The organism is Oxalobacteraceae sp. CFBP 8761 (assembly GCA_014841595.1).
Taxonomy (GTDB): Bacteria; Pseudomonadota; Gammaproteobacteria; order Burkholderiales; family Burkholderiaceae_D; genus Telluria.
This window is the reverse complement of the sequence record JACYUE010000001.1, coordinates 886763-911890: the sequence shown is the minus strand read 5'-3', so window position 1 is coordinate 911890 and position 25128 is coordinate 886763. Positions and strand designations below refer to the sequence as shown.

The 25128-nt window shown below is 55.7% G+C and carries 19 protein-coding genes; 12 read left to right on the top strand and 7 right to left on the bottom strand.

The features are described from left to right. The first annotated feature begins 14 nt into the window (after positions 1–14). The 7 genes from IFU00_04025 to IFU00_03995 all read left to right on the top strand — a co-directional run bounded on the left by IFU00_04025 (position 15) and on the right by IFU00_03995 (position 11586). Positions 15–2357, top strand: coding sequence for a glycosyltransferase (locus IFU00_04025; protein MBD8541448.1), 2343 nt, complete (start codon positions 15–17; stop codon positions 2355–2357). A 92-nt stretch (positions 2358–2449) separates the two neighbouring features. Further along, positions 2450–4276 carry a glycosyltransferase gene (locus tag IFU00_04020; protein ID MBD8541447.1) on the top strand — a complete coding sequence of 609 codons (1827 nt, stop codon included), beginning with the start codon at positions 2450–2452 and terminating at the stop codon, positions 4274–4276. A 1-nt stretch (position 4277) separates the two neighbouring features. After that, entirely contained in the window at positions 4278–5219 is a 942-nt protein-coding gene (locus IFU00_04015; protein ID MBD8541446.1) for a hypothetical protein, read from the top strand. Next, entirely contained in the window at positions 5216–7240 is a 2025-nt protein-coding gene (locus tag IFU00_04010) for a glycosyltransferase family 4 protein (GenBank protein MBD8541445.1), read from the top strand. Before IFU00_04015 ends, IFU00_04010 begins: the two co-directional genes overlap by 4 nt. A 3-nt stretch (positions 7241–7243) precedes the next feature. Next, the gene (locus IFU00_04005) at positions 7244–8278 is read left to right on the top strand and encodes a polysaccharide pyruvyl transferase family protein (GenBank protein MBD8541444.1); all 1035 of its coding nucleotides are present in this window, start codon (positions 7244–7246) and stop codon (positions 8276–8278) included. 478 nt (positions 8279–8756) lie between these two features. Next, positions 8757–9830 carry a hypothetical protein gene (locus tag IFU00_04000; protein ID MBD8541443.1) on the top strand — a complete coding sequence of 358 codons (1074 nt, stop codon included), beginning with the start codon at positions 8757–8759 and terminating at the stop codon, positions 9828–9830. 700 nt (positions 9831–10530) lie between these two features. Continuing rightward, positions 10531–11586, top strand: a complete 1056-nt coding sequence (locus tag IFU00_03995; GenBank protein ID MBD8541442.1) for a phytanoyl-CoA dioxygenase family protein — start codon at positions 10531–10533, stop codon at positions 11584–11586. Positions 11587–11632: 46 nt separating this feature from the next. Here IFU00_03995 and IFU00_03990 read toward each other — a convergent pair whose 3' ends face one another. Continuing rightward, positions 11633–12778 carry a DUF1501 domain-containing protein gene (locus tag IFU00_03990; protein ID MBD8541441.1) on the bottom strand — a complete coding sequence of 382 codons (1146 nt, stop codon included), beginning with the start codon at positions 12776–12778 and terminating at the stop codon, positions 11633–11635. Between the two features lie 3 nt (positions 12779–12781). Continuing rightward, entirely contained in the window at positions 12782–14152 is a 1371-nt protein-coding gene (locus IFU00_03985) for a DUF1800 domain-containing protein (protein ID MBD8541440.1), read from the bottom strand. Positions 14153–14338: 186 nt separating this feature from the next. Between IFU00_03985 and IFU00_03980 the strand changes: the two genes are divergently transcribed. The 4 genes from IFU00_03980 (at position 14339) to IFU00_03965 (ending at position 19285) form a co-directional block, all read left to right on the top strand. After that, entirely contained in the window at positions 14339–15700 is a 1362-nt protein-coding gene (locus IFU00_03980) for a chloride channel protein (GenBank protein ID MBD8541439.1), read from the top strand. 330 nt (positions 15701–16030) lie between these two features. Continuing rightward, positions 16031–17263 carry a Na+/H+ antiporter NhaA gene (gene nhaA, locus IFU00_03975; protein ID MBD8541438.1) on the top strand — a complete coding sequence of 411 codons (1233 nt, stop codon included), beginning with the start codon at positions 16031–16033 and terminating at the stop codon, positions 17261–17263. Next, positions 17260–18588, top strand: coding sequence for a TrkH family potassium uptake protein (locus tag IFU00_03970; GenBank protein MBD8541437.1), 1329 nt, complete (start codon positions 17260–17262; stop codon positions 18586–18588). Before nhaA ends, IFU00_03970 begins: the two co-directional genes overlap by 4 nt. Next, the gene (locus IFU00_03965; protein ID MBD8541436.1) at positions 18581–19285 is read left to right on the top strand and encodes a TrkA family potassium uptake protein; all 705 of its coding nucleotides are present in this window, start codon (positions 18581–18583) and stop codon (positions 19283–19285) included. The genes IFU00_03970 and IFU00_03965 overlap by 8 nt, the downstream gene beginning before the upstream one ends. A 33-nt stretch (positions 19286–19318) precedes the next feature. Here the strand turns inward: IFU00_03965 and rfbC are convergent, their stop codons facing one another. Genes rfbC through rfbB form a run of 4 tightly spaced genes read right to left on the bottom strand, consistent with a single transcriptional unit; the run spans position 19319 to position 22732 of the window. Beyond that, the gene (gene rfbC, locus IFU00_03960) at positions 19319–19864 is read right to left on the bottom strand and encodes a dTDP-4-dehydrorhamnose 3,5-epimerase (GenBank protein MBD8541435.1); all 546 of its coding nucleotides are present in this window, start codon (positions 19862–19864) and stop codon (positions 19319–19321) included. After that, positions 19864–20745, bottom strand: coding sequence for a glucose-1-phosphate thymidylyltransferase RfbA (gene rfbA / locus IFU00_03955; GenBank protein MBD8541434.1), 882 nt, complete (start codon positions 20743–20745; stop codon positions 19864–19866). Before rfbA ends, rfbC begins: the two co-directional genes overlap by 1 nt. 8 nt (positions 20746–20753) lie before the next feature. Further along, positions 20754–21659, bottom strand: a complete 906-nt coding sequence (gene rfbD / locus IFU00_03950; protein MBD8541433.1) for a dTDP-4-dehydrorhamnose reductase — start codon at positions 21657–21659, stop codon at positions 20754–20756. After that, the gene (gene rfbB, locus IFU00_03945) at positions 21656–22732 is read right to left on the bottom strand and encodes a dTDP-glucose 4,6-dehydratase (protein ID MBD8541432.1); all 1077 of its coding nucleotides are present in this window, start codon (positions 22730–22732) and stop codon (positions 21656–21658) included. Before rfbB ends, rfbD begins: the two co-directional genes overlap by 4 nt. 511 nt (positions 22733–23243) lie before the next feature. Between rfbB and IFU00_03940 the strand changes: the two genes are divergently transcribed. Beyond that, positions 23244–23963 carry a CPBP family intramembrane metalloprotease gene (locus IFU00_03940; protein MBD8541431.1) on the top strand — a complete coding sequence of 240 codons (720 nt, stop codon included), beginning with the start codon at positions 23244–23246 and terminating at the stop codon, positions 23961–23963. Positions 23964–24255: 292 nt separating this feature from the next. On the opposite strand, the gene IFU00_03935 is transcribed toward IFU00_03940, so the two are convergent. Further along, the gene (locus IFU00_03935) at positions 24256–25032 is read right to left on the bottom strand and encodes a methyltransferase domain-containing protein (GenBank protein MBD8541430.1); all 777 of its coding nucleotides are present in this window, start codon (positions 25030–25032) and stop codon (positions 24256–24258) included. Positions 25033–25128: the final 96 nt, after the last annotated feature.

The window sequence follows — 25128 nt, the reverse complement described above, 5'->3', positions numbered from 1 at the left end:
TTCCCTTTCTCGTAATGAACACCGAATCTGTATTACCTGATGGCGCTACCGCAGTCGCGGTGCGATGGCATGGCGTTGTAGATGGCCTTCACGACAAACTGGTGTATGGCTGGGCCATTGATGCAGAACGGCCCAATAGCCGCGTCGTCGTCGAAGTGTGCCTCGATGACGAACCCATCGCCTGCATCATCGCCGACGTGGCCCGATCCGACCTGATCGAAGGTCTGACGGCACTCGGCGCCACCGACGTCTGCCACGGCTTCGTGGCCGATCTTGGCGCGCTGCCGGCACATTCGGCCGGCGTGATTTCGGCGCGGATCGCCAACACCACCGCACCACTGACCGGCCACGTGCGCCTGCGTCAGCCGACCTTGCCGCCAGCGGCAGCCGTCAACAGCGTGGTCGGCGACGGCGGCCTGCGCCTGCACGGCTGGGCGCTCGACCCGGCCGATCCGAACCGAACGCTGACGGTGCGCGCCTTTGTCGGCAACGACATGGTGGCGCAAGCGACCGCCAACATCATCTTCCCATCGATGCGCGGCCATATCGACGGCGCCCATGGCTTCGACCTCGCCCTGCCCGCCTCGCTGGCGGACGGCGCCATGCACAGCGTGCGCGTCGTGGACGACGATGGCCGCCCACTGAACGGCAGCCCACTGACGATCTGCTGCGCCCTCGATGGCCTGGCCGGCCTGCTGCCGGCTGACGCCGACGAATTGCTGGTGAACGTTGCCGACATCTACCAGCGACACCTGCCACGCAGCCTGCCCATGTCGGCCTGGCCGGAATGGTCGGCCCGCTTCGACCGCGAGGGACCGGCGACGCTGCCGACCCTGAGCACCGCCATCATCATCACCGGCGACGCCGATGCGGCGCAGCTGGAACGTACGATCGCGAGCATACAAGCGCAGCACGGCATGACCGCGCAGACCTTCTCCGGACAACCATTCCCGGCGCTGCTGGCGCAGGCACTGGCATCCGGCAGTGACGTCATCGGCTGCATACGCGCCGGCGACACCCTGACGACGCACGCACTGGCGTACGCGCTGGAAGGCTTTGCCCTGCCGGATGCGAAGGTCGTGTACACCGACAGCGAATTTGAAGGCCGGCCGTGGTTCAAGCCGGCATGGAATCCCGATTACGCGTTCGCGAGCGACTATCCGCTCGATTTCCTCCTGGTGCGCAGCGACGTTGCGCAGGGCTTGTCAGACATCGAGCATGCCGCCGGCTTCGCATGGGATGCACTAACTGCGGTATGGCACGACAGCGCCACCAGCGTCGTGCACGTGCCGCGCGTGCTGCTGCGCGTGTCGTCGCCATTGAATACCGAAGAGCGCAGTGCGCGTTTTGCAGCCGCCAAGCGTGCATCGCTGGCAGTGCAGCCGCAGGCAGTGCTTGAGCCGTTGCCGAACGCACCGCAAGGCGTTGCCTGGGCAGCGCGGCGTGTGCGTCATGCGCTGCCGGAAGGCGCGCGGGACATGACCATCAGCCTGGTGATCCCGACGCGTGACCGTGTCGACCTGCTGCAGCGCTGCATTAGTTCGATCCAGCGCTTTACCGACTGGCCGAACCTTGAAATCGTCATCATCGACAACGGCTCGACCGACGATGAGACGCATGCTTACTTCGCGGAAGTTGCGCAGCAGGGTGTGCGGGTGTTGCCAATGCCGGGACCATTTAACTACGCGGACCTGAACAATCGGGCAATTGCCCAGGCGAATGGCGAGATTATTGGCCTCGTGAACAACGACATTGAGGCTTTGCATGATGGCTGGCTTGACGAGATTGTCTCGCAGCTATTGCGGCCAGGCGTTGGTGCGGTCGGTGCGAAGTTACTTTGGCCGAATGGGATGGTGCAGCATGGCGGAATACTGCTGGGTGTTGGAAACGTCGCTGGTCATTTCGGCAATCGGTTAGCCGACGCTGATTGGGGTGACCACGGTCGAAATCAGATGACACAGCAAGTTAGCGGTTGCACTGCAGCCTGCCTCTTTATCCGTCGAGGCGATTTTATGAGTTCTGGAGGAATGGCCGTCGATGATTTTCCTGTTGCGTTCAACGATGTGGACCTGTGCTTGAAGATACGTGCATCAGGCAAAACTATTGCGTGGACACCATACGCAAAGCTTTTACATGCTGAATCAGCTAGTCGGGGAAACGAAGATACTTTGCAAAAGAAAGCGAGAGCAGCGCGAGAGCTAAATGGATTGATTAAAAAATGGGGACACGTGCTAACTTCAGATCCCTCATATAACCCATCCTTGAATCTTGACCCCAACAGCCACGGTTTCGGAGGCCTTACAATTCCGCCTCGATGCAGAAAGCGACGGCTTAACATAATAAGCCAACCTCAATAATTAAGATATTGAAAATGGAGGTTAGCGAAATTATTACAATCTATAACCTGGACATAATTTGATATTCGATGAATTGAACCCTCAAAAATATTGTGAATAAATACTGCAAACTTTCGAGAGAAATTGAGGTCATTGAAAACCTTAATCTGGCAATACAAGAATTCCGTACAAAACACAAAGATTCACATCCGGCATATGCTTACTTTGAGCCAATTGAATCTTTATCGGAAGGGTTGCCGGTACCGATTTATGGCGCAATGCTACTCGTATGGCAGCTACGAGATCAAGACCTTCAAGTCTTATATCCGCTTGATACATCTCAGAATCGGTTGGAATTTTTATGTTGGTGCATGACATCCGGTGCGAATGAGTACCAGTTGATACGAGAATGCGATGGTTTCTGGGAAGCTCTTTCTAAGCCAGCGTTCAATGAAAGCGATTATCCCAAGCAAGACGCTTCAAGGGCATTATCTTGGTTAATGGTACTAACATTAACAACTCGCCCGGACCTTGATTTCAATCTTGAAAATTCTAACGGACGTGACAAACTATTACTCTGGTATCTAAGCCACGGAATTTTTGAATCTAAAAAAAATTTGTTTTTAGAACCTTGGCAATTGGACTTTTTGCTGGAACTGCTACCGTCAAGTATAAACAATCACCAGAATATCTTACTAAGAAGCCGATCAGATTTAAGAAAACTATTCAAGATCGAGAATATTCAAGATTTTAAAGATTGGTATTCACAGTCGGTGGAAGGCAAAAAATTAAATTCAATAAAAAATGATAAAGTCCTGACTCGAAAGACTGAAAAAGAATCAACAATTAGCTTCGGAGTGAATGTCGTAGGATACGCTTCGGAAATCTCGGGAATCGCTGAAGATTCACGCATGATGCTTTCTGCATTATCCAATACATCAATACCTACGCAAATCGTGGACTGCTCACGAAATTCATTGAAGCAACATCCCACTGAAAATTTGCACTCGATCAACATGTTCTGTTTTCCCGTATTAGAGCATGCGCGATTCTTGGCAGAGCGAGGTTTAAATTGGATAGTAAAACGTTATAACATCGGATATTGGCCTTGGGAAATATCGCACTGGCCGGGACAGTGGGTTCACCTATTCTCTTTAGTCGACGAAATTTGGTCATCAAGCGAATACACTAGAGATTCTATCAGCCTAAAGTCGCCCGTCATGGTCCTATATATGCCTATGGCCGTCGAAATTTCTCCTGTGAGAAGAAAAACTCGATACGATTTCTCTTTACCAAAGGAAAAATTTTTATTCTATTTTTCATACGATTTTCGATCGTCATCTTCCCGTAAGAATCCGATGGCCTGTGTACAAGCATTTACAAGGGCATTTCCCGAATCCGACGACGTTGCTCTAGTGATAAAAACCCTAATTCCGACAGATTTCAATGAGCAGTGGGAAGAATTGAAGAGCCTAGTTTCAAACGACAGGCGAATTTATTTAATTAGCCAATCTCTAATGCGTTCAGATTTGCTTGATCTCTACGCGGTATGTGATTGCTTCATCTCTCTGCATCGAGCTGAGGGGTTCGGCCGAAATATCGCTGAAGCGATGCTGTTGAAGAAACCAGTCATCGTTACGGATTACTCCGGAAATTGCACATTTACCAATAAAAAAAATAGCATCGCAGTAAGCTACACCCCCAGCGAAATCAATCCCGGCGATTATCCTCATGTAAATAATGGGACCTGGGCCGATCCTGACATCAATGATGCTGCGAATGCGATGATAAGAATTTCAAGCAGTAAATCTTTATCGGAGAAGCTAGTATCGGAGGGAACTAATACGATGTTTACCTATTCCTCATTTTCAGTGGCTAGCAACTATCTCTCTCGCATAGAATGCATTGAACGAGAACTTAACAAGAAAGAAAAATCGTAATATGAATTGGTATAAAAAAGATACTCGCCTCAATCTACTTTTGGCATACGGCATAAATCAGGGCCAAGTATTTGCTGAACTAATTAAAAATTCGCTTTTCAGTTCAGATTTTCGGGTTAACTTGATTTCAAGTGAAGAGGCAACTGGATTTTCTCCGTTAAGCCGTCAGAAAGTGATCTGCACGGATCTTGAATCGGCCCTATCCTTTTCAAAGTTAAAGAATACTTCGTATGTGTTCTTTCAGTCTCCTTATTTGACTATCAAGAATTCAGGAGTTGAAATTGACGAACAGAAAAGAATGTACATAGATGTGCATAATATCCTGAGCAAAGCTACACGTGTAATTTCTCTTACGGAAAAATGCCGTTTGGATACTCAATTGCATCACTCAAAGCATATCTATTTATCTCAAATTCCTTCAACATTTAGTGATGCAATATCGAAGCTAACGTTAGAAGGAGTGGGCGTGATCGCTAGCGATGATGAGCTGGTCGACCATGAAGAACTGCTAAGCTACCTTCGAATTTTTAGTCCGATCTTATATGTAACACCGTCTCAGACGCTGCACGCAAATAGTGCCGTTGGAATGCGCCTATCGACTATAAACCCGGTTCCGGCAAGACCAAAAATTCAAATCTACTTAGGTGGCGACCGGTCCGATTGCACCCCTCTCAGAATCATCGACGCTTCAGCAGCGGGCTCGGTTGTTATACAAATTGCGTATGATGGTGTCGCCAAAAATGGAGGGCGATGGATGCCCACCGACTGCATTGGTTATTTCTCCCTTGACAAGCGCAATCCGGAATTTAATGAACTCGATGCATTCATTGCGCACTTATTATCTAACCCTATGTTTTTTGAGTCAATTCTATCGGCCCAACGTCGTTATCTTCCTAACTTCGAGACCAACCGAATGGCCTTTCTTGAACTGCTGACAAAATGAAGAAAATAGCTTGGTGCACCCCGTTCTCCGCAGCCTCATCGATCAGCGAATTCTCTCACTCTTTAATCGAGAGTAATAATAGTGATTCGATATTAAGCTCAAAAACCACGATTGATGTAATCATTAATGAAAATGGTCAGAGGTATAGCTCTTCAAGCAATTGCTTGGGGATCGAGTCAATTCTTAATTCTAAGGATTCGATTAGTCTTTTCTCGAAACACTACGATCATATCTTCTACAATCTCGGAAATAATAAAGAGAATCACAACGAGATATTCAAGCTATCAAACTTGGTACCCGGTGTAGCTATCTTACATGACTATGTCTATCAGCATTATCTCGCCGGGAGGATCTTTGCGGATTACGGTGCTCCAAATGTGTATGCTTATCTCATTGGCCGACATTATGGTGCCGCAGGGTTAAAAAGTGTATATGCCTCGCAAATCATGAGGACACGGGAAGCAAGGATAGGTATTTGGGATACCGATTTAACCAGTCGCTATCCTTTAATAGAAGCAATCGTAATGAATCCTATGTATAAAGGGATCGTGGTTCACTCAGATATGGCGAAGCGTGCGATTGAAAAAGTATACCAAGGCCCGATCTTGAAAATCCGACTTCCTGGTGACGAAAAAGAGTCGCCATCTTCTGAGGCAATATCGCGATGGAAACAAGAAACGTCGAGAAAAAATAGGGTTACAATTGGTTTGATCGGCCATATCCAACGTGGAAAACAGATACACCGCTTGATAGAGGCTATTCTCGATGCTCCGCATTTAGTAGATTTAATTCAAAGCGTCATAATAGCTGGAAAACCTTCAGATAAGGAATATGTAGAATATTTGAACAGATTAGTTTCAGGACATTCCAACGGCGCCATTTTCCGTATAGAAGTTAACGTAACTCATGAGCGGCTTCAAGAAATTAAGGAAGCATCTGATTTTTTTGTAAATATGCGCTATCCGAATACAGAAGGAGGTTCGGGCTCACTGATTGAGCAGATGGCTTCTAACAAACCAGTAATTGTTCTTGATAGCGGAATATTCTCAGAGGTGGACTCTGGTGTTATTAAAATAGCCGATATCGAAGATCGGTCCGCCTTACAAACTGCCGTTTTCGATTTGGCCAGCCGCCCAGAATTGAGAATTAGTCTCGGAGATCAAGCCAAGCAATATGCGCAAGCCTATATGTCCAAAGACTATATCCGTGAAATCATCGAATTTAGTGAGTCATTAAAATCGCAGCCGGAAAGTGACACCTTGCTTGGTGTGCACGACATCCTTCAGTATGACAAAGATACACGCGGTCCAGAGCCTTTATTTACTTGGAGTGAAGAAGCACTTCTGGAATTTGCGAACATATTATTCCAGCAGCATTTCGAGCCAGGATTTGTAACGGGTTTGGTTAAACTGTCACAAGCTAATCCAGTTCTTGCATATGAGAATTACTCGTTTGCACGCACTCTACTAGCTATTTTCGAGCAAAATGCAAAAGGTGAAGAATGTAAGTACTGGGTGATACCGGCTCATCTAAATGCAAATCAAGCATATGTTTTTGCGATGCTGAAAACGAAGAGTTATTCACATCTCGCGAGTATTTTCGCTCCTCTTAAGACTCCCCATCTAATTAGATGGGCAACTACAGCAAATCGATTTTCTTCAAAATGCTTCTTAGAACGCTTTGCATTAGTGATCGCTGTTTGGAACAGTGCATACAAGGAAGTTGTCGAAGATGTCTACAACGAAGTGTTTATTGAAGCAAAAGAGCAAATTTCTTCTAAATTTTTGGAAGTTGTTAGATTAGTTTCGACCTTATCAACTGATGATTTTAATCGTTTGCTACTCAGCGATTTTCGACAATTCTTCGATAGCAATGAATACATTTCATCTTATTCAGACCTTGAGAATGGGTCGAAAACAGACCACGATATTCTGATCAAGCATTATGAGGATCATGGCAGGCAAGAAAATCGTCTTGCACGGATATCATCTCAAAAATTAATTTCAGCGACTAAGGCATAAGCGATGAAAAATCCTAAAGATAAAACTTCTGTACTCGGTTATTTCGGTTATCAAAATGCTGGTGATGATGCATTCTTCGATTTCTGGAAAAACAGCATGGGAGCTCCAACTTCGTCACTTTCTAGAAATCTTCAAGGAAGCAATGCCGAAAATGCTATCTTGGGAGGTGGTGCTATAGTTAACGATTACTTTATTAGTCGTCTTCCTGACTCATATGATCGGCTTAGTCTTTATGGATGCTCGTTGCCGTATGGCGATGGAGATGTAGAGTTACTAGTCCCCTTAGCTGACAAGATATCCGATATCTATCTAAGAAGTAAACGCGATACCATTGCTGCAAAAAAATTATTCCCACAAGCCCAATATGTTCCGGATTTAATATTTTCTCACGACTTTGCTGATAGATTTATTTCCCTCGAAGAAATACTTGGCTACTGTGAGGTTCCGCCTGTTGGAATCAAAGTGGATCGTAAGAATATGATTCTGTTGCTGTCTGATCACTATCGTGCGACAGAGCTAGACCGGCATTTCACGATTGAATCTTTTAAATACAAATTAGCTGGAGCACTAGATTTTTTATCGCAGTTTTACAATATAATCTGCGTTCCAATGAGTATGTGGCATGATAGCCGAGACAATATATTTGCCGCGGATGTCGTTTCGAAGATGAAAAATCGAGCCTCAGTGGCATTAATAGACAAATATCTTGGTGCCAGCGATATTTATAATATTATAAAATCTCAGGCAGCGCTTGTTATCACGATGAAATATCACGGAATAGTTTTTTCGATGAAAGCAAATGTACCATTTATAAATATTGGTGACACTCGCAAGAATTTCGACCTTCTCTCGGATTCCGGTTTAGAGGGTTTGAATTCAAGTTTGAACAATTTTGATCATGATCGTTTTTTAGAAATAGTAAAATATGCTGAAACTACTGGTGTATTAAGCACAATCTCTGAAGTTTCGCAAGAAAATAGCATAAGTGTTGCTTCCGCAATGGAGAATGTACGTTTCAAATTAATTTTTGATGAGTAAGCTAATACCCTGTAAAAATCACTATGCCTACAAATCGGAAGCTTGAGGCTCTTCGGAGAGAATATATTTTTGGATCAGGGTTGTGTGATGATCGAACAACCTAAGCCTATAGGTTTCTTATTGTAAATGCACAAGCTCGCCAAACAGGCGCTGCGTTTTCCGAAGTAGGAGTATAGTTAAATCTACTGATGGCAACTAGCTTAACTTCTACTTTTGATAAAATATCCCCAGCGATTTTGATTCGTGATGTTAGCTTTGCAAAAAAAATTCTTCAGAATTAACGGTCGTTGCATAAATTTTTAAAGAGAATAAATTCATACAACGGCCAATCTTCTGAGACTTAGAATTTAACTTGAATATATAAGGCTAAAAAATTTTTGTTTGTCCAAAAATATAATATATAAATAGTAGTATTGAATTATTGGAGGATTTGAAATTGTTAATAGATCGTAGCGGAATTATAACTCGTGGACGAACATTGCCTTCCGCCAATAAAAAGCGAGTGTTATTTTATGGGGCATGTCATGCATCAGTTTTTGCACGGATATTTGAAACCTTCTGCACAGACTACTCATATTCCTTCGATAAGATTACTAACTACCAAATTATTCGTGACAAAATTCCTTTTCCGTATGAGTCGATTTCAGAGTGGGATATTATCGTTTTCAACCCAATATTTCGTTACCCTGGATATGAAACCTCACGGCTAATAGAGGAATGCATTAAAAAAAATGTTAAATATGTTTGTTATCCATATCTAGAATGGCGCGGTTATTTCCCTCACATTAAAGAGGAATATTTTATTAATATGCCTTTTTGGCATTACCCTATAGCCGTGGACCTTGCTAGTAAATATGAGAACTTCGATTCTTACTTAGCTCAATTCGATAAGCACTTTAGCGAAGGTGATTACATATTTGAAAATCTGGAAGCAACTTCAGAAACATTACGTCAAAACGAAAAATTAGGTGATTGTAATGTCATAATTTCGGATTATATCGCACGGGAGTACCGTAAACAAAGACTCTTCCTAATTCCTTCACATCCGTCTCAAGTTCTATACAAAGAGATGATAAAACGTTTGAGCGATGAGATAGATCTTCCTATAGACCCTTCTTATTTATATTCTGCAGCTGAGCCACAGGAGGGAGTAAAGGTACCTATTCATCCGATTGTTAGCACTCGTCTAGAGCTTAATTTTCAAGATGCCGATTTCCAGAATAACACTAGTTCGTTTGGCAACCGGACCATCCCTTGGTCAGACTATATGAGACTTTCCTACGGTTTTGGAAAAGGTGGAACGATGTGGCAAGCAAATTCTCCGACGGCAATCAAATGCGTTTTAGGACAGACAGATGAACTCAGCTTGAATGAATTTATTAGAATTCCGAAAGGCACGATTTTTCAAGCCAGAGCATCTTCTACTTCAGATTTATTGCATCTGAGTCTAGATGTAACTTGGGCAGATCCAGAGTTCCGTCACAAGATAATGAACTGGAAGGACTTGTATATTTACAAGAATCATTGGGATGAAACAAAAATCGAAAATTGATTTGATCTTAGCAATTGCTTAGTGTACATCATAAGCGTGCTAAATCGATCAACACTGCCGTGAAGTTTTCCGCCATGGTTTCCTTCTTTAAACTGCAGCTGTACAACCTTCAACTGGCTCTTCGGAACAGCAAACTTATCAGTAAGCGCGGAGTGGAATTTAACACAAATGCAAACTACTTCAGCTTAAGCCCAACCGATACCCGTACACTTGGGCGTCATAGCGCTTAGTTGTATGGCAGAGTCAGATTCGTCTAATTCTACACGATTGCCGTCTTGCCTTAGTAGGCCTTTTGAGCTAGATAATGGCAGATAATGGCGACTCCAGCCTTTCGTACGTGATCACGCTTACCCCCGGCAGCCATCGCCCTGTACAGTTTCATTAAAAATTATCGTCACCAGCCAGGTTATTTAAACAGCATCACATCAATAGCATTAACGTGACCAGTTTTCTTGCCAGATTGCTCTAAACGGGTAGGCCTTATACTCACTACGAATATTCCGAGCACGATTATTACTGTAACCGGTGGCAGGATCAATCACCACCATAAAAAAATCGTCGACGCTTGCGCATGTTTATATGTATAGCCACCACTAATTTATCAACCCAAAAACGCAACTTTAAAACCCCTTTTCATAAATAAATAGGCTGACCATAAATTATTGGCTTATCATGTCAATATTATAAAAGCTTGATTCCTATGACGACCGTTAAAAACTCGCTGCCCGGCGTTCCCAACGTTGAACACCCTTTGTTCGCCCGCATCTTTGACGAATCCATCGATCCAGAAACCCGTCGCATAGCCTTCGAACTGGCAACAAAAGGCTACGCAGTACTGGACTTCCCCGACCAGGATTTCAATTCGATGGCCGAGTCGATCAAGCAGAAGCTTCACCCCCACTACGATTTCGAGGGATGGCGTGACCACGGCCACAAAGCCGGCATCAGCCTACGCGTCCAAGACGCATGGGAGTTCGACGACAACGTCAAGCGCATTGCGTGCAACGAGAAGGTGCTGGCCCTGCTGTCGCAACTGTATGGCCGCCAAGCCTGGCCATTCCAAACGCTGAACTTCCCGGTGGGTACCCAGCAGCACTTTCACACCGATTCGATCCACTTCAGCTCCAGCCCTGAACGCTTCATGTGCGGTGTCTGGGTCGCCATGGAAGATATCGATGCGTCCAACGGTCCACTGATGTACTTCCCCGGCAGCCATCGCTGGCCGATCTATACGAACGAACACATCGGCAAATGTATTGCGGAGCTGGAAGGTACCAAGTCACAGGCCATTTACGAGTCAATGTGGCGCGACCTGGTAGAAGCACATGATGCGCAGCCAGATTATTTCCATGCGAAGAAGGGACAGGCGCTGATCTGGGCGGCCAACCTGATGCATGGCGGCACGAAGCAACTCGATCCGAGCCGCACCCGCTGGTCACAGGTTACCCATTACTTTTTCGACGACTGCGCGTATTACACGCCGATGATGTCCGACCCCTTTTATGGCAGCATCGCGTTCCGCACGCTCACCAATATCGTGACCGGTGAATCTGTCCCCAACCGTGTCGCCGGGTATGAGATACCCGAGAGTTTTATTGAAGCGACAGCGCCGGGTCAAACAAACTGGCATGCCGCGCCCGTCTTTGATCCCCAGCTATACGTGCTGGCCAATCCGGACGTGGCTGCAGCTGGCGTCGATCCAGAGCAGCACTACCTGGAGCATGGGAAACGTGAAAAGCGCCGGCTGCTTCCCTGAGCTGAAGCAATGGCGGCCATGTGTCGATACGCGGCCGCTACCTGGCTCAGCCGCGCAATAGACGCGATGACGCCTTGTCCGGCCGCGAGTCAGGGAACAACACCTGCGCAGTGCGTTGCGGATCAAGCAAAAACGCATCTGCGCAGGCTTGCGCTACCAGCGTGTCAAGGCCGAGGGTCGGTCGCAAGTCACGATTGTCGAGCAGGTCAGCGGCAGCAAGTCCCGGCCAGTCTGCGACGATCTTCCCGCCTTTCACCGCGCCGCCAATCAGCATGGCAGCCGATGCAGTCCCATGGTCGGTCCCGCCCGTGCCATTTGCCGCGACGGTGCGCCCAAATTCGGTGGCAACGAGAATCGTCGTCTGCCGCCACGCATCGCCAAGCCCCTGCTGCAGTCCGCTGATCAAGTTATCGAGGTTGGTCAGCTGCGTGGCCATGCGCCCTTTTTGCGCACTGTGCGTATCCCAGCCGTTCGTTTCGATCATGGCAATCCGGGGGCCATCTGCGCGCGCCAGAAAGCCGGCAGCGACCTTGCCCAGTTCAGCCGGCGACTGCTGGCCCTTGCCGCCGGCAGCCGCGCCGGCCATGCCCTGCGCCTTGAGCGCCGTCGACCAGAGTCCGCTCAGCTGGGCATCGCCTTCGTACAGCTTCTGCACGCGCAGCAGCAGATCGTCGTTGGCGTGCGGCAGGCCGGATGGCGCGTACGACGCGACATCGATCGCGCCGCGCAGCGCCAGCGGCAATGTGGGCGCAAAGGCGATGGCCTGATTGCTGCGCCGTGGCAGCATGCCGGCCAGCCGGTTCATCCAGCCATCCTTGATGTCGAATGGCGCCTTGCCGCCCGTCTCGAGGACATTTTGCGCGTCGAAGTGCGAGCGATCGCGGTACGGTGACGCCACCGCATGGAACAGGCTGGCCTGCCCTGCCTTGTACAGATCGGCAATGCCGGTCAGCGATGGGTGCAGCGCAAACGTGCCGTCCAGCTTCAATGCTTCGGCAGGATCGATGGCAAGCGCGCCGCGCAACCTGGCATACGCGGGATCGGCGTAAGGGATCACCGTATGCAGGCCATCGGCAGCGCCACGCTGGATGATGAACACGAAGCGGCGCTCGGTCTCGGCGCCTGCGAATACGATCCGGGGCGCGGCAAGCAATGCGGCTGCGCTGGAAATAAAACCTCGTCGGTTGAGCATGTTTTACCTTCTCAGGAATTCAGGCGATGCCAATAGCAACGCAAGCGCATTGGCCGGGCTTTCTGCCTGGGCAATCGCGGTGGCGGTCGCGCCGCTCAAGGTACCCGGCAGGACACGCGGCGCCAACGCACGCGCGTCGATCTTGTTGCCAAACTCCGTGGCCAGGCGCTGCGCGATTTCCACCCGGCGCAGCAGCGCATCGGGCGCCGCCCAGGTGGCAGTCACGTCGCCATAGCCGGCCGGCGAGCCAGGCCGCCAGACGGGTTGGCCAAGCCGGGCCATCAGAAACTGGATGCGCGCCGCCGGCACGGTCTGCACGCCCATGGCGCGCAGACCGGACAGCGTCCAGTCCCAGGGCGACTTGAACTTGGCGGCCACTGGCGGCAAATCACCTGCTGCGCTCACCAGTTCCCGGTACAGCGCCGGCAAGTCGCCGCCGGTCTGCAGAAACCGCTCCGCCAGCCGCTTGACCAATGCCGGCGGTGGATCGTCGGTGATGAAGTGGCGCGCGAGCTTGGTGGCGATGTGGCTGGCTGTGGCAGGCGCTCTGGCCAGATCGCGCAGGATGGCCGTTGCCTGCTGCTGCCCATCGTCGGCATAGCTGCGGCCAAGCACCGTCCGCACGCCGGGCTCGTGCTGGTTTGCCTGGAACCGGAAGGTTTGCTCGGCGTCCTCAAGCGACTGCTGGCCAGGCAGCGTCCAGCCGGTCAGCGCGCGGGCGAATTCCAGCACGTCGGCCTGGGTGTAGCCGCTGCGCACGCCCAGCGTGTGCAGTTCGAGAATTTCGCGCGCCAGGTTCTCGTTCAGGCCACGGGTCGGGCGGTCCGGCGCTTTCGCGCTGGCCCGGCGCGCGGCAACGCTGTCCGGCCCGGTCGAGGCGGACTGGTCGAGATACAACAGCATGGCGGGATGGCGCGCCGTGGCGAGCAGCAAATCCTCGAACCGCCCCAGTACATGGGGCCGGATGGCGTCGGCCTCGAAGCTGGCGGCGAAGCCAAGCACCGGTACTTTGTCGACCGAGATCGCAAAATGGTTGGCCCAGAAGTGGACCAGGCGCTCGACGAACGGCGTGCTGCTCTGCAAGGCACTGTTCGTGCGTGCTTCCACGCCGGCCAGATAGGCTGCCCTGCCCGCGCGCTGGTAGTCTGCACGGACGCTCGCACGCTGCGCCTCGGGTGCGTTGCGGATGGCGGCTTGCTGCTCGGTCCACTGCGCGGCGCGCTTTGACGTGCGCTCGATGGAACGCCATGGAACCGGCAACGGCTCGTAATCATCGAGCTGCGCCAGCAACCAGCGCAGTAGATCGGCAACGGGCTGGTCGTCCGGTCGCGCACCGAGGCCCAGGCGGTTGCGCGCAATGGAATCGTTGATCATGGTTCCGAGTATAGAACCGTCACCACCCCGGCAGGTCATACTGGCCTGTATGGTCTGTAACTGTTCGTAACGGCCTGGCTGGCGATGCGTGCAGAATTCCTTCCATATTTGTGTCATTACAACAGTGTGGGCGCAAATACATTCGCACAAATCTATATAATACGGCCTCGTCCCCTCGAGCCCACCATGTCCCACGACCCCTCTCCGCACGACGTACGATCCGCCTTCAAACGCGAACTCATTTCTGCCAATCTCTGGCGCACCCGCATCGTCGTCGTCGGCACGGCCTCCATCGCCGGCCTCGTGGTCGTGGCATTTACCTGGCTGGCCGAGTCGGCATTCGCCCAGTTCAACAAGATTGCCGACTTCGCCTGGTGGGTGCCCCTCATCTGGACGCCGCTCCTGTGCGCCACCATCGTCTGGGTCACGCGGCGCTTCGTGCGCGGCGCCGGCGGCTCCGGTATTCCACAAGTGATGGCGGCGCTCGACCCGGCTATATCCGGCGGCCGGCGGCCCCTGCTCGTGTCGCTGAAAATCAGTTTTGCCAAGATCGGCCTGACCTCGGCTGGCCTGCTGGGCGGCCTGTCGCTCGGTCGTGAAGGGCCGTCGGTCCAGATCGCTGCCGGCGTGATGCTCGCCGCGCGCCGCTGGCTGCCGCGCGGCAGCGGCATCAGCGCCCATTCGCTGCTGGTGGCAGGCGGCGCGGCGGGTATCGCGGCCGCGTTCAACACGCCGCTGGCGGGGATCATGTTCGCGATCGAAGAATTGTCGCGCGCACCCGAGCAGCGCAACAGCGGCCTGATCGTCGCGGCGATCGTGCTGGCTGGTCTGATCGCGGTGTCCGTCCATGGCAATGGCCCGCATTTCGGCGTCATCCATCCGGGGCCGATCGGGTTGTCGCTGCTGTGGCCGGGCTTGCTGGCCGCCGTCGTCTGCGGCTTTGCCGGTGGCCTGTTCGCGCGCGTGCTGATTGCCAGCCTGCGGGGTGTCTCGCCCGACCTGCCCACGCGCTGGCGCGCCCGCTATCCGGTGCGCTTCGCACTGGGCTGCGGCTTCCTGATCGCGGTCATCGGCGTACTCAGCGGCGGGGCGACCTATGGCAGCGGCAACGAAGCCACGCGCAGCCTGCTGGAGAACGAAGCCAACGTGCCGGCGGCGTTTGCGCTCTTCAAGTTCGTCGCGACCTGGCTCACCGCCTGGTCGGGCGTGCCGGCCGGTATCTTCGCGCCATCGCTGTCCATTGGCGCGGCCATGGGTCAGAACATTGCTTCGCTCACCGGTTACCCGCATGGCGCGGCGCTGATCGCGCTGGGCATGGTGGGTTTTCTGGCGGCCGCCACGCAGGCGCCGTTGACGGCCTTCATCATCGTCATGGAAATGGTCGATGGCCACAGCATGGTGCTCAGCCTGATGGCCTGCGCGGTCGTTGCCAGTACGGTCTCGCGCGTGCTCACGCCGCCGCTGTACAGCGCGCTGGCGACGATCCAGTTGCCGCCGCGCCCCGTTCACCCGGCGAGTCCGGGCGAACCGCCCGAGCGTGCGCCATGACGCGCAACCCGCGCCGTAGCGTGGGCGGCATGTCAAATAATTACGTTATAATCCGACCAGGGTGTTCATGCCGCCAGGCATGACAGGATTTGCGCTGGTCGGGCCGCCACGCGGGCCACTACGCGACCACCATGCACCTGCACTTCTACCAGGCTTACGGGCCAACATCCGCTGTCCACGATCCGATCGGCCACCATGGCCGGGTCTTGCCATACCACTCGTCACACCTCACGTCATACCCTACTTTCACGAGCGCCCCGGCAGCAGCTGCGCCGCCTCATTCCACACGGGGGTTGCCAGATGACGCCCAAGCACTTTTGGAGATCCACCATGCGCATTGAAAAGCGTCTATCGAACACGTTCAAGGCATTCGCCGCATCTGGCAAAGCGGGCGGCACGATCCTGATCCTGTGCACCATCCTGTCGCTGATGGTCGCCAATTCACCGTGGGGCGCGCCCTACTTGGCATTCTGGCAGATCAACCTGGCCGGCCTGAGCGTCGAACTGTGGATCAACGATGCGCTGATGGCCATCTTCTTCCTGCTGATCGGCCTTGAACTGCAGCGCGAACTGAATAACGGTGAGCTGTCCGACCTGCGCAATGCGCTGCTGCCGATCATTGCCGCGGCAGGCGGCGTGGCGGTGCCAGCGCTGATTCACTTCACGCTCAATGGCGGCACCCACACCCAGCCGGGCATGGGGATTCCGATGGCCACCGACATCGCGTTCGCGCTGGGCGTGCTGGCCCTGCTGGGCAGCCGGGTGCCGGCGTCGCTCAAGATTTTCCTGACCGCGCTGGCCGTCATGGACGATCTGGCCGCCATCATCGTCATCGCCGTGTTCTATACGGCAGAGCTCAAGGTCGGCTACCTGGTCGGCGCGCTGGGCATGTTCGTCGCCTTGTTCCTGATGAATCGCCGCCTGCGGGTACTGGCGCTGTGGCCCTATCTGCTGGGCGGTGCCGTGATGTGGTTCCTGATGCTGATGTCGGGCGTGCACGCGACGATTGCCGGCGTGCTGCTGGCCTTCACGATCCCGTATTCGCACACGCAGGACGATCCTGCGTCGCCGGCGCACCGGATGGAGCACGTGCTGCACACGCCGGTCGCTTTCCTGATCCTGCCGATCTTTGCGCTGGCCAATACCGGCATCGTGATCGGCGCCGGCTGGGCCGGCGAGCTGATGTCGTCGAACAGCATGGGCATCATCGCCGGTCTGGTCGCCGGCAAGCCGGTCGGCATCTTCCTGTTCACCTTTGCCGCCGTGATGCTCGGTGTATGCCGCCTGCCGCTCGATCTGGCATGGCGCCACGTGATTGGCGCCGGCCTGCTGGGCGGGATCGGCTTCACGATGTCGATCTTCATCACCAACCTGGCCTTTGTCGGTGAGGCCGAGATCATCAACGCGTCGAAGATGGCGATCCTGGCGGCGTCGCTGACGGCGGGTATCCTGGGCTTCGTCTGGCTCAAGCTGTTCGGCGCGCCGGCCGAAGGCGATACCGATCCGGACACCATGGACTTCGATGACGGCACCACGGACACCGGGCCAGCCCGGACGGCATGACCACCATCCTGCATCCGGCCAGGGTCGTCGTCCTGCTGTTTGCAGGCGCGATCCTGGCCGGCACGCTGCTGTTGATGCTGCCGCTGGCCAGCGCCAGCGGCCATGGCGCGCCGTTCATGGTGGCATTCTTCACGGCGGTATCGGCCGTGTGCGTCAGCGGCATGGCCGTGGTCGATACGGGCACCTACTGGTCGGGGTTCGGCCAGGCGTCGATCATGGTGTTGTTCCAGCTGGGCGGCTTCGGCATGATGACGGCCGCCACGCTGCTCGGCTTGATGGTCAACCGCTCGTCGCGCCTGCGCACGCGCCTGATCGCGCAGACCGAAACGCGCTCGCTCGGCATGGGCGACATCGCGAGCGTGGCCCGGGTCGTGCTGACCGTGTCGGTGCTGCTGCAGCTCGTGATCGCCGTCATCCTGTTCGTGCGCCTGCGCGCCGGGCACGATCTGGCGTGGGGCGATGCGGCCTGGAGCGCCCTCTTCCACGCCGTCTCGGCGTTCAACAACGCCGGCTTTTCACTGCATGCCGACAGTCTCACCCGCTATGCGAGCGATGCGCTGGTGCTGCTGCCGATCATGATCGCCATCGTGGTCGGCGGCATTGGTTTCCCGGTGCTGCACGATCTGCGCCACCGCTTGCGCGATCCGCGCCACTGGTCGCTGCACACCAAGCTCACCCTCACCGGCACGCTATTCTTGCTCGTGGGCGGCTTCGTCACGGTGCTGCTGTTCGAGTGGAACAACGCCGCCACGCTGGGCGCCCTGTCGACGCCAGACAAACTGATGAACAGCATGTTCATCTCGGTGGCGTCGCGCACGGCGGGTTTCAATACGGTCGACTACAGCGTGCTGACGCCCGAAACCTGGGCGCTGCACTATCTGCTGATGTTCATCGGCGGCGGCAGCGCAGGCACGGCGGGCGGCGTCAAGGTGGCCACTGTCATGATCCTGGTTTTGCTCGTCGTGGCCGAGGCGCGCGGCCAGTCTGACACCGAGGCCTTCGGCCGGCGGGTGGGGATGGCGGCGCAGCGCCAGGCCGTGACCGTGCTGGTACTGGGCAGCGTGATCGTGGCGCTGGGCACGGTGGCGCTGCTGCGGATCTCGCATTTTCCGACCGATCAGATTATCTTTGAAGTCATCGCGGCCTTCGGCAGCGCGGGCCTGTCCACCGGCATCACTGCCCAGCTGCCGGCATCCGGCCAGGTGGTACTGGCATTACTCATGTTCATCGGCAGGGTCGGCACGATCACCCTCGCGACCTCGCTCGTTCTGGGCAAGCGGCGCATGCCCTATCGTTATCCGGAGGACCATCCAATTGTTGGGTAGAATTTTCACAGAACAGTTCGCTTTTTCGGCGGGCGACAGCGTCGTCGTGATCGGACTGGGCCGCTTCGGCGGCGCGGTCGCGCAATCGCTGATGCGCCTGGGGCACGATGTCATGGGCATCGACCGCAAGGAAGAGCTGGTGCAGCTCTGGAGCGAGCGGCTCACGCACGCCGTGCAGGCCGATTCCACCAACGAGAACGTGATGCTGCAGCTGGGCGTGGCCGACTTTTCGCACGCCATCGTCGCCATCGGCTCGGACCTCGCGGCCAGCCTGATGACGCTGATGGTGCTGTCCGAACTGGGCATCAAGGATATCTGGGTCAAGGCGATGACGCCCGAGCACGGCCAGATCGCGCAGCGCATCGGCGCCCATCACGTGGTCTACCCCGAGGCCGACATGGGCGCGCGCGTGGCCCACCTGATCACCGGGCGGCTGATGGATTTCATCGAGTTCGAAGACGGGTTTGCGATCGCGAAGATCAATGCGCCGGCCGAGACGCACAACATCACGCTGGCCGAATCGCACGTGCGCGCGCGCTTTGGCGTGACGGTGGTGGGCGTGAAACGGCTCAACGAAGACTTCCAGCATGCGCTGGGCGAGACCCGCATCCTGCCGGGCGACCTGTTGATCGTGTCGGGCCCGACCAAGAAGATCGAGCTGTTCGCCGGCGGCGAGAAGAAAGGCAGGAAGCGCTAGGGCCGTGCCAGGGCCCCGGGTCTATGCGACCACTTACTCGAACACTTCCGCGGTAGCGAACATGGTGCCCTTCTCGTCCTTGGCCGACACCGATGGCGGCGCGCTGATCGGCCAGGTAATCGCCAGGCTCGGATCGTTCCAGACGATGCAGCGCTCGTGCTCGGGCGCGTAGTAGTCGGTGGTCTTGTAGACGAACTCGGCGGTTTCGGACAGCACGACGAAGCCGTGCGCGAAACCTTCGGGCACCCACAGCTGGGCCTTGTTCTCGGCGCTCAGGATTTCACCGACCCACTGGCCGAACGTCGGCGACGCGCGGCGCAGGTCGACCACGACGTCGTAGACGCTACCGGAGACCACGCGCACCAGCTTGCCCTGCGGGTGCTTGATCTGGTAGTGCAGGCCGCGCAGCACGTTGCTGGTGGATTTCGAATGGTTGTCCTGCACGAACGACACCTTGCGGCCTACCGCTTCTTCAAAGCGGGCCTGGTGGAAGCTTTCGTAGAAAAAGCCGCGGTCGTCGCCGAACACGCGCGGTTCGATCTTCAGGATATCTGGAATTGCCAAGCGAGTAATCTGCATCAAAATACCTTTTCATTCAAAACACGCACCAGATACTGGCCGTAGCCGTTCTTGCGCAGGGGTGCTGCCAGTTCTTCGAGCTGGGCGGCGTTGATCCAGCCCTTGCGAAACGCGATTTCTTCGGGGCAAGCCACTTTCAGGCCCTGGCGCCGTTCGATCGTCGCGATGAACTGGCCGGCGTCGAGCAGCGACTCATGGGTGCCGGTGTCGAGCCAGGCGTAGCCGCGGCCCATGATCTCGACGTTGAGCTTGCCGATGTCCATGTACATGCGGTTCAGGTCGGTGATCTCGAGCTCGCCGCGTGGCGACGGCTTGAGCGTGCGCGCCATCTTCGCGACGTTCTCGTCATAGAAATACAGGCCCGTCACCGCATAGTTCGAGCGCGGCGTGGCCGGCTTTTCTTCCAGACTGATGGCCTTGCCGTCGTCGCTGAATTCCACGACGCCGTAGCGCTCGGGATCCTGCACGTGGTAGGCGAAGACGCTGGCGTACTCGGCGCGGGCATTGGCGCGCTCGAGCAACTGGTTGAAATCGTGGCCGTAGAACAGGTTATCGCCCAGCACCAGTGCCGATGGCGAATTGCCGATGAAGTCTTCACCGATGATGAAGGCTTGCGCCAGGCCGTCGGGCGACTCCTGCACCGCGTACGACAGATTCAGGCCCCAGCGCGCGCCGTCACCCAGCAGTTGCTGGAAGCGCGGCGTGTCTTGCGGCGTCGAGATGATCAGGATGTCGCGGATGCCGCCGAGCATCAGGGTGCTCAGCGGGTAGTAGATCATCGGCTTGTCGAACACGGGCAGCAGCTGCTTTGAAATTGCCAGCGTGGCAGGGTGCAGGCGCGTGCCGCTGCCACCGGCGAGGATGATGCCTTTGCGTTGCATAGCGTTGCTCATAGATTTCCTTGCGCCGACAGTTCGGCGATCAATCGGTTGACGTGGTGGCGCCAGTCGGGCAGGCTCACACCGAAATTGGCGCTGAACTTGCTGCAGTCGAGCCGCGAATTGGCAGGCCGCGCAGCCGGGGTCGGGAACGCGCTGGCCGCGATTGGCTGCACGGCATCCGGCCCGGCCTTGAGCACGGCGCCGTGGCTTTGCGCCTGTGCCAGCACGTGCTGGGCGTAGGCATGCCAGGTGGTGGCGCCGGCGGCGGCCAGGTGGTACAAGCCCGACAACCCCTGCGCATCCGTGCCCGGTGCAGCGATGCGGTGCAGCGCCAACGAGGTGACGTCGGCCAGTAACTCGGCGCCGGTGGGGGCGCCATGCTGGTCGGCGACCACGTTGAGCGTCTCGCGCTCTTTGGCCAGGCGCAGCATCGTCTTGGCGAAGTTGCCGCCGCGCGGTGCGAACACCCAGCTGGTACGCAGGATCAGGTGGCGCGCGCCGCTGGCGGCAATGCGCTGCTCGCCGTCGTACTTGGTACGGCCATACACCGACAGCGGATTGACGGCGTCGGTTTCAACCCAGGCGCCCTCTTTCGTGCCATCGAAGACATAGTCGGTCGAGTAATGCACGAGCCAGGCATTGCCGGCGGCGGCTTCTTCGGCCAGCACGCCCGGCGAGACGGCATTGACGTTGTGCGCCATGGCCGCATCGCTCTCGGCCTTGTCGACCGCGGTGTAGGCAGCGGCATTGACGATGACATCAGGCACAAACGCGCGCACGACTGCGCGCAGCGATTCGGGATCGGTGAAATCGGCGTCGGCACGGCCCAGCGCGCGTAGTTCGCCCAGCGGCGCGAGCGCGCGTTGCAGTTCCCAGCCGACCTGGCCATCTTTACCCAGTAGCAGGATCTTCATGCGGCGGCGTTTTCTGCCGTGTACTGGCGGTCGACCCATTCCATATAGGCGCCGCTGGTGACGTTCTCGACCCAGGCGCCGTTGGCCAGGTACCACTCGACCGTCTTGCGGATGCCCGTGTCGAAGGTTTCGGCCGGGCGCCAGCCCAGTTCGCGCTCGAGTTTGCCGGCATCGATCGCGTAGCGGCGGTCGTGGCCTGGGCGGTCTTTCACGAACGTCATCTGCGTTGCGTACGACGCGCCGTCGGCGCGCGGCTGCAGTTCGTCGAGGATCGCGCACAGCGTGCGCACGACGTCGATATTGGCTTTCTCGTTCCAGCCGCCGACGTTGTACGTTTCGGCCAGGCGGCCGTCTTCGAGCACGCGGCGAATCGCGCTGCAATGGTCGGTGACATAGAGCCAGTCGCGGATCTGCTGGCCATCGCCGTAGATCGGCAGCGGCTTGCCGGCCAGCGCGTTGTGGATCACGAGCGGGATCAGCTTTTCCGGGAAGTGGTACGGGCCGTAGTTGTTCGAGCAGTTGGTGGTCAGGACCGGCAGGCCGTAGGTGTGGTGGTAGGCACGCACCAGGTGGTCGGACGCTGCCTTGGTGGCCGAGTACGGGCTGTTCGGTTCATAGCGGTGCTGCTCGGTGAAGGCCGGCGCATCGCTCTCGAGCGTGCCATACACTTCATCGGTCGACACGTGCAGGAAGCGAAAATCCGCCTTGGCCTGCTCGTCCAGACCATTCCAATAGGCGCGCACGGCTTCGAGCAGGTTGAAGGTGCCGACGATATTGGTCTGGATAAAGGCGCCCGGGCCTTCGATCGAACGGTCGACGTGGCTCTCGGCCGCAAAGTTCAGCACGGCCCGCACCTTGTGCTCGGCCAGCAGGCGCGCCACCAGGGCACCATCGCCAATGTCGCCGTGCACGAAGTGATGGCGGCTGTCGCCTTCCAGGCTCGTCAGGTTTTGGAGATTGCCGGCGTATGTCAGCTTGTCGAGGTTGACGACAGGTTCATCATTGTGAGCGAGCCAGTCGATGACGAAGTTCGAGCCAATAAAGCCCGCTCCGCCAGTCACGAGGATAGTCATGCCTGCAGTTCCTGGTAAAGGTGTCGGTGGCTGCGCGGCGCCCTGGGCGCTGCGCGAACCTGAGAATTGTCGTGGACGAACGGCGTCGGCCGCTCATGCGGCGTTGCTTCTATTTTATGGTGACTAGGTCGCAAAAATGTGACATGTCGCCACATTCTCCGGGCACTATAGGTATTCTGTCAATGCCGGATAGTCTGTAGGTTTCGTTGAGGTAATCCTGACATCTGCCTGGACAGTATGCCGTGCTGACGAAATTCGCCGCAAGAGAATCAATTCTGCCAGAGCGACCGCAGTTTGCCAGCGCGCCTGCCAATTACCCTGGCGCGCCATGGCCATGCACTGAGCCGTGCTGACGGTCGGTTATCGGGCAACAGCGGTAGTATGCAGGCGTGGGAATTGTTGAATTTTCGATGCCTGTGCGGATGCTATCCTCGCGCTCACGCGTTCATCGCCGGGCGTTTCCCGACCGCCCACGGCCTTGTGCATTCCGCTTTCCTATCCCGCCTCGGCCATGCTGAACATCCTACTCGCGGCCTACCTGTTGGTGTTGTCTCCCGCACTTAACATGTGGCGTAGCCTGCGTCCGAAAAGTGACAAGCCGCCTCGTGCGCTGCTGCGTCGTTACTGGTCAATGAGCTGGCATGCCCTGGTACTGCTGGCCGTGCTGTGGTGCGGTTCCTGGCAGGCAGGCTATACATTACGGGACATCGGCTTCGATCTCCCCCTGTCCAGGGCTGGCGTCTGGGGCCTGTGCCTTGCCGTGCTGCTTCTCGGTGGCCTTTGGGCGGCAGGCAGCATCATCGAAAAGCGCAAGACGCCGCAGGTTCGCGCAGAAAACGAACGCAAGCTGCTCGATTCGTCGCTCCCCTGGCCGCGAAACGGCGCCGAGACGCTGGCCTTCGTCATCAGCATGTCGCTCATGACCGCCACGTGGGAAATTCTTTATCGTGGTTTCGTTCTGCTGCTGCTGACGCCAACGACCGGCATGCCGCTCGCCATTGCCATCTCAGCTCTTGCGTATGGTATCGGTCATGGATATACGAATCCAAAACAGCTGATCGCGTCAATTGTCGCGGCCTTTGTCTTCACGATCGCCTATGCCATGACGCATAGCCTGTGGTGGTTGATCGTGATCCACGCCGGGGCGCCCCTGACCGCAGTTCCAGCAATGCTGCGCGCGCATCAGCGCCGTGAAGCAGAGATTACCGAGACCTCATTTGGGCAGGTTTAACCGTGACCCCATGCATTTTCGTTTGACTCCATACCTTCACTCTCGGGACCCGATGTTTAATTTCTTTTATCCAAAGCCGGTCGTTGATGGCCGTGTGGTCGCAGTGCAGGTTGTACAGCAAAGCGCGTCAACCCAACGAGACACGCGGACGCTGATCGTGACTACCCAGAGCGCTGGCCCGACCACACTTGCCGTAAAGGATGGAGAATCTACAAAATAGCCCATGTCTTAGCCATGCCACTTCCGCCCTTGGCCGCGCCCCATCGACAGCAGCAGCCAGAAAACCTGGCGCTCAGGGCTTGCGAAACACGACCGCATGCTGGATCGGCAACGACTTGATGCTGCGCTCCCACGTCAGGCCATGCGCCGTGGCTTCACGCCGTATCTGTGACTCACTCATCTTGTGCAGCGGCTTGATCGCAACTGCCGGATCCTCGGCGCGATATTCGACGAAGACAACGCGCCCGCCCGGCTTGAGGGCAGCGACGATGCTCTCGAGGACTTCCGCGGGATAGGCGAGCTCGTGATAGACATCGACCATGATTGCCAGGTCGACGCTGGCCGGCGGCAGTTTGACGGTGGTTTCGCTGCCCAGTACCGAAACCACATTACGCACGCCGCGCTTCGCCATCTGGCTGTCGAGCATCGCGATCATTTGCGGCTGCACATCGACGGCGTACACACGCCCATTGGGGCCGACTTTTTTCGCCAGCTGCCAGGTGTAGTAGCCGGTGCCGGCGCCGATGTCGGCCACCGTCATGCCGGGCGCCAGCGCCAGGTCCCGCAACAGCAATGCCGGCCGCTCCTCGTGTGCGCGGCTTTCGCGCTCGAGCCATTGCGCACCCTCCCATCCCATCACACCGGAGATTTCGCGGCCCATGTAGCGCTTGCCGATGCCATCCGGGCTGGGTGCGACACGTTCATAGCGCGTATCGGCGGTCGCTGGCTGTGCCACGGCATCGATGCTGGCGGATGACAGCAGCGTCAGCGCCGACAGGCAAGCCAGCAGGATGGGGAGCGTACGACGGGTGCGGCCGGTGCGGCAGTTGCTCGAGCGGGTGCGGTGCATGATCGGTTTCCGTAAGAAGTCGCTGCCTGCAATGACGTTGCCAGGCTTGCCGTAAATGGGAATGATCAGTGTAGCTGGGACTCTTGCGCCTTGGTG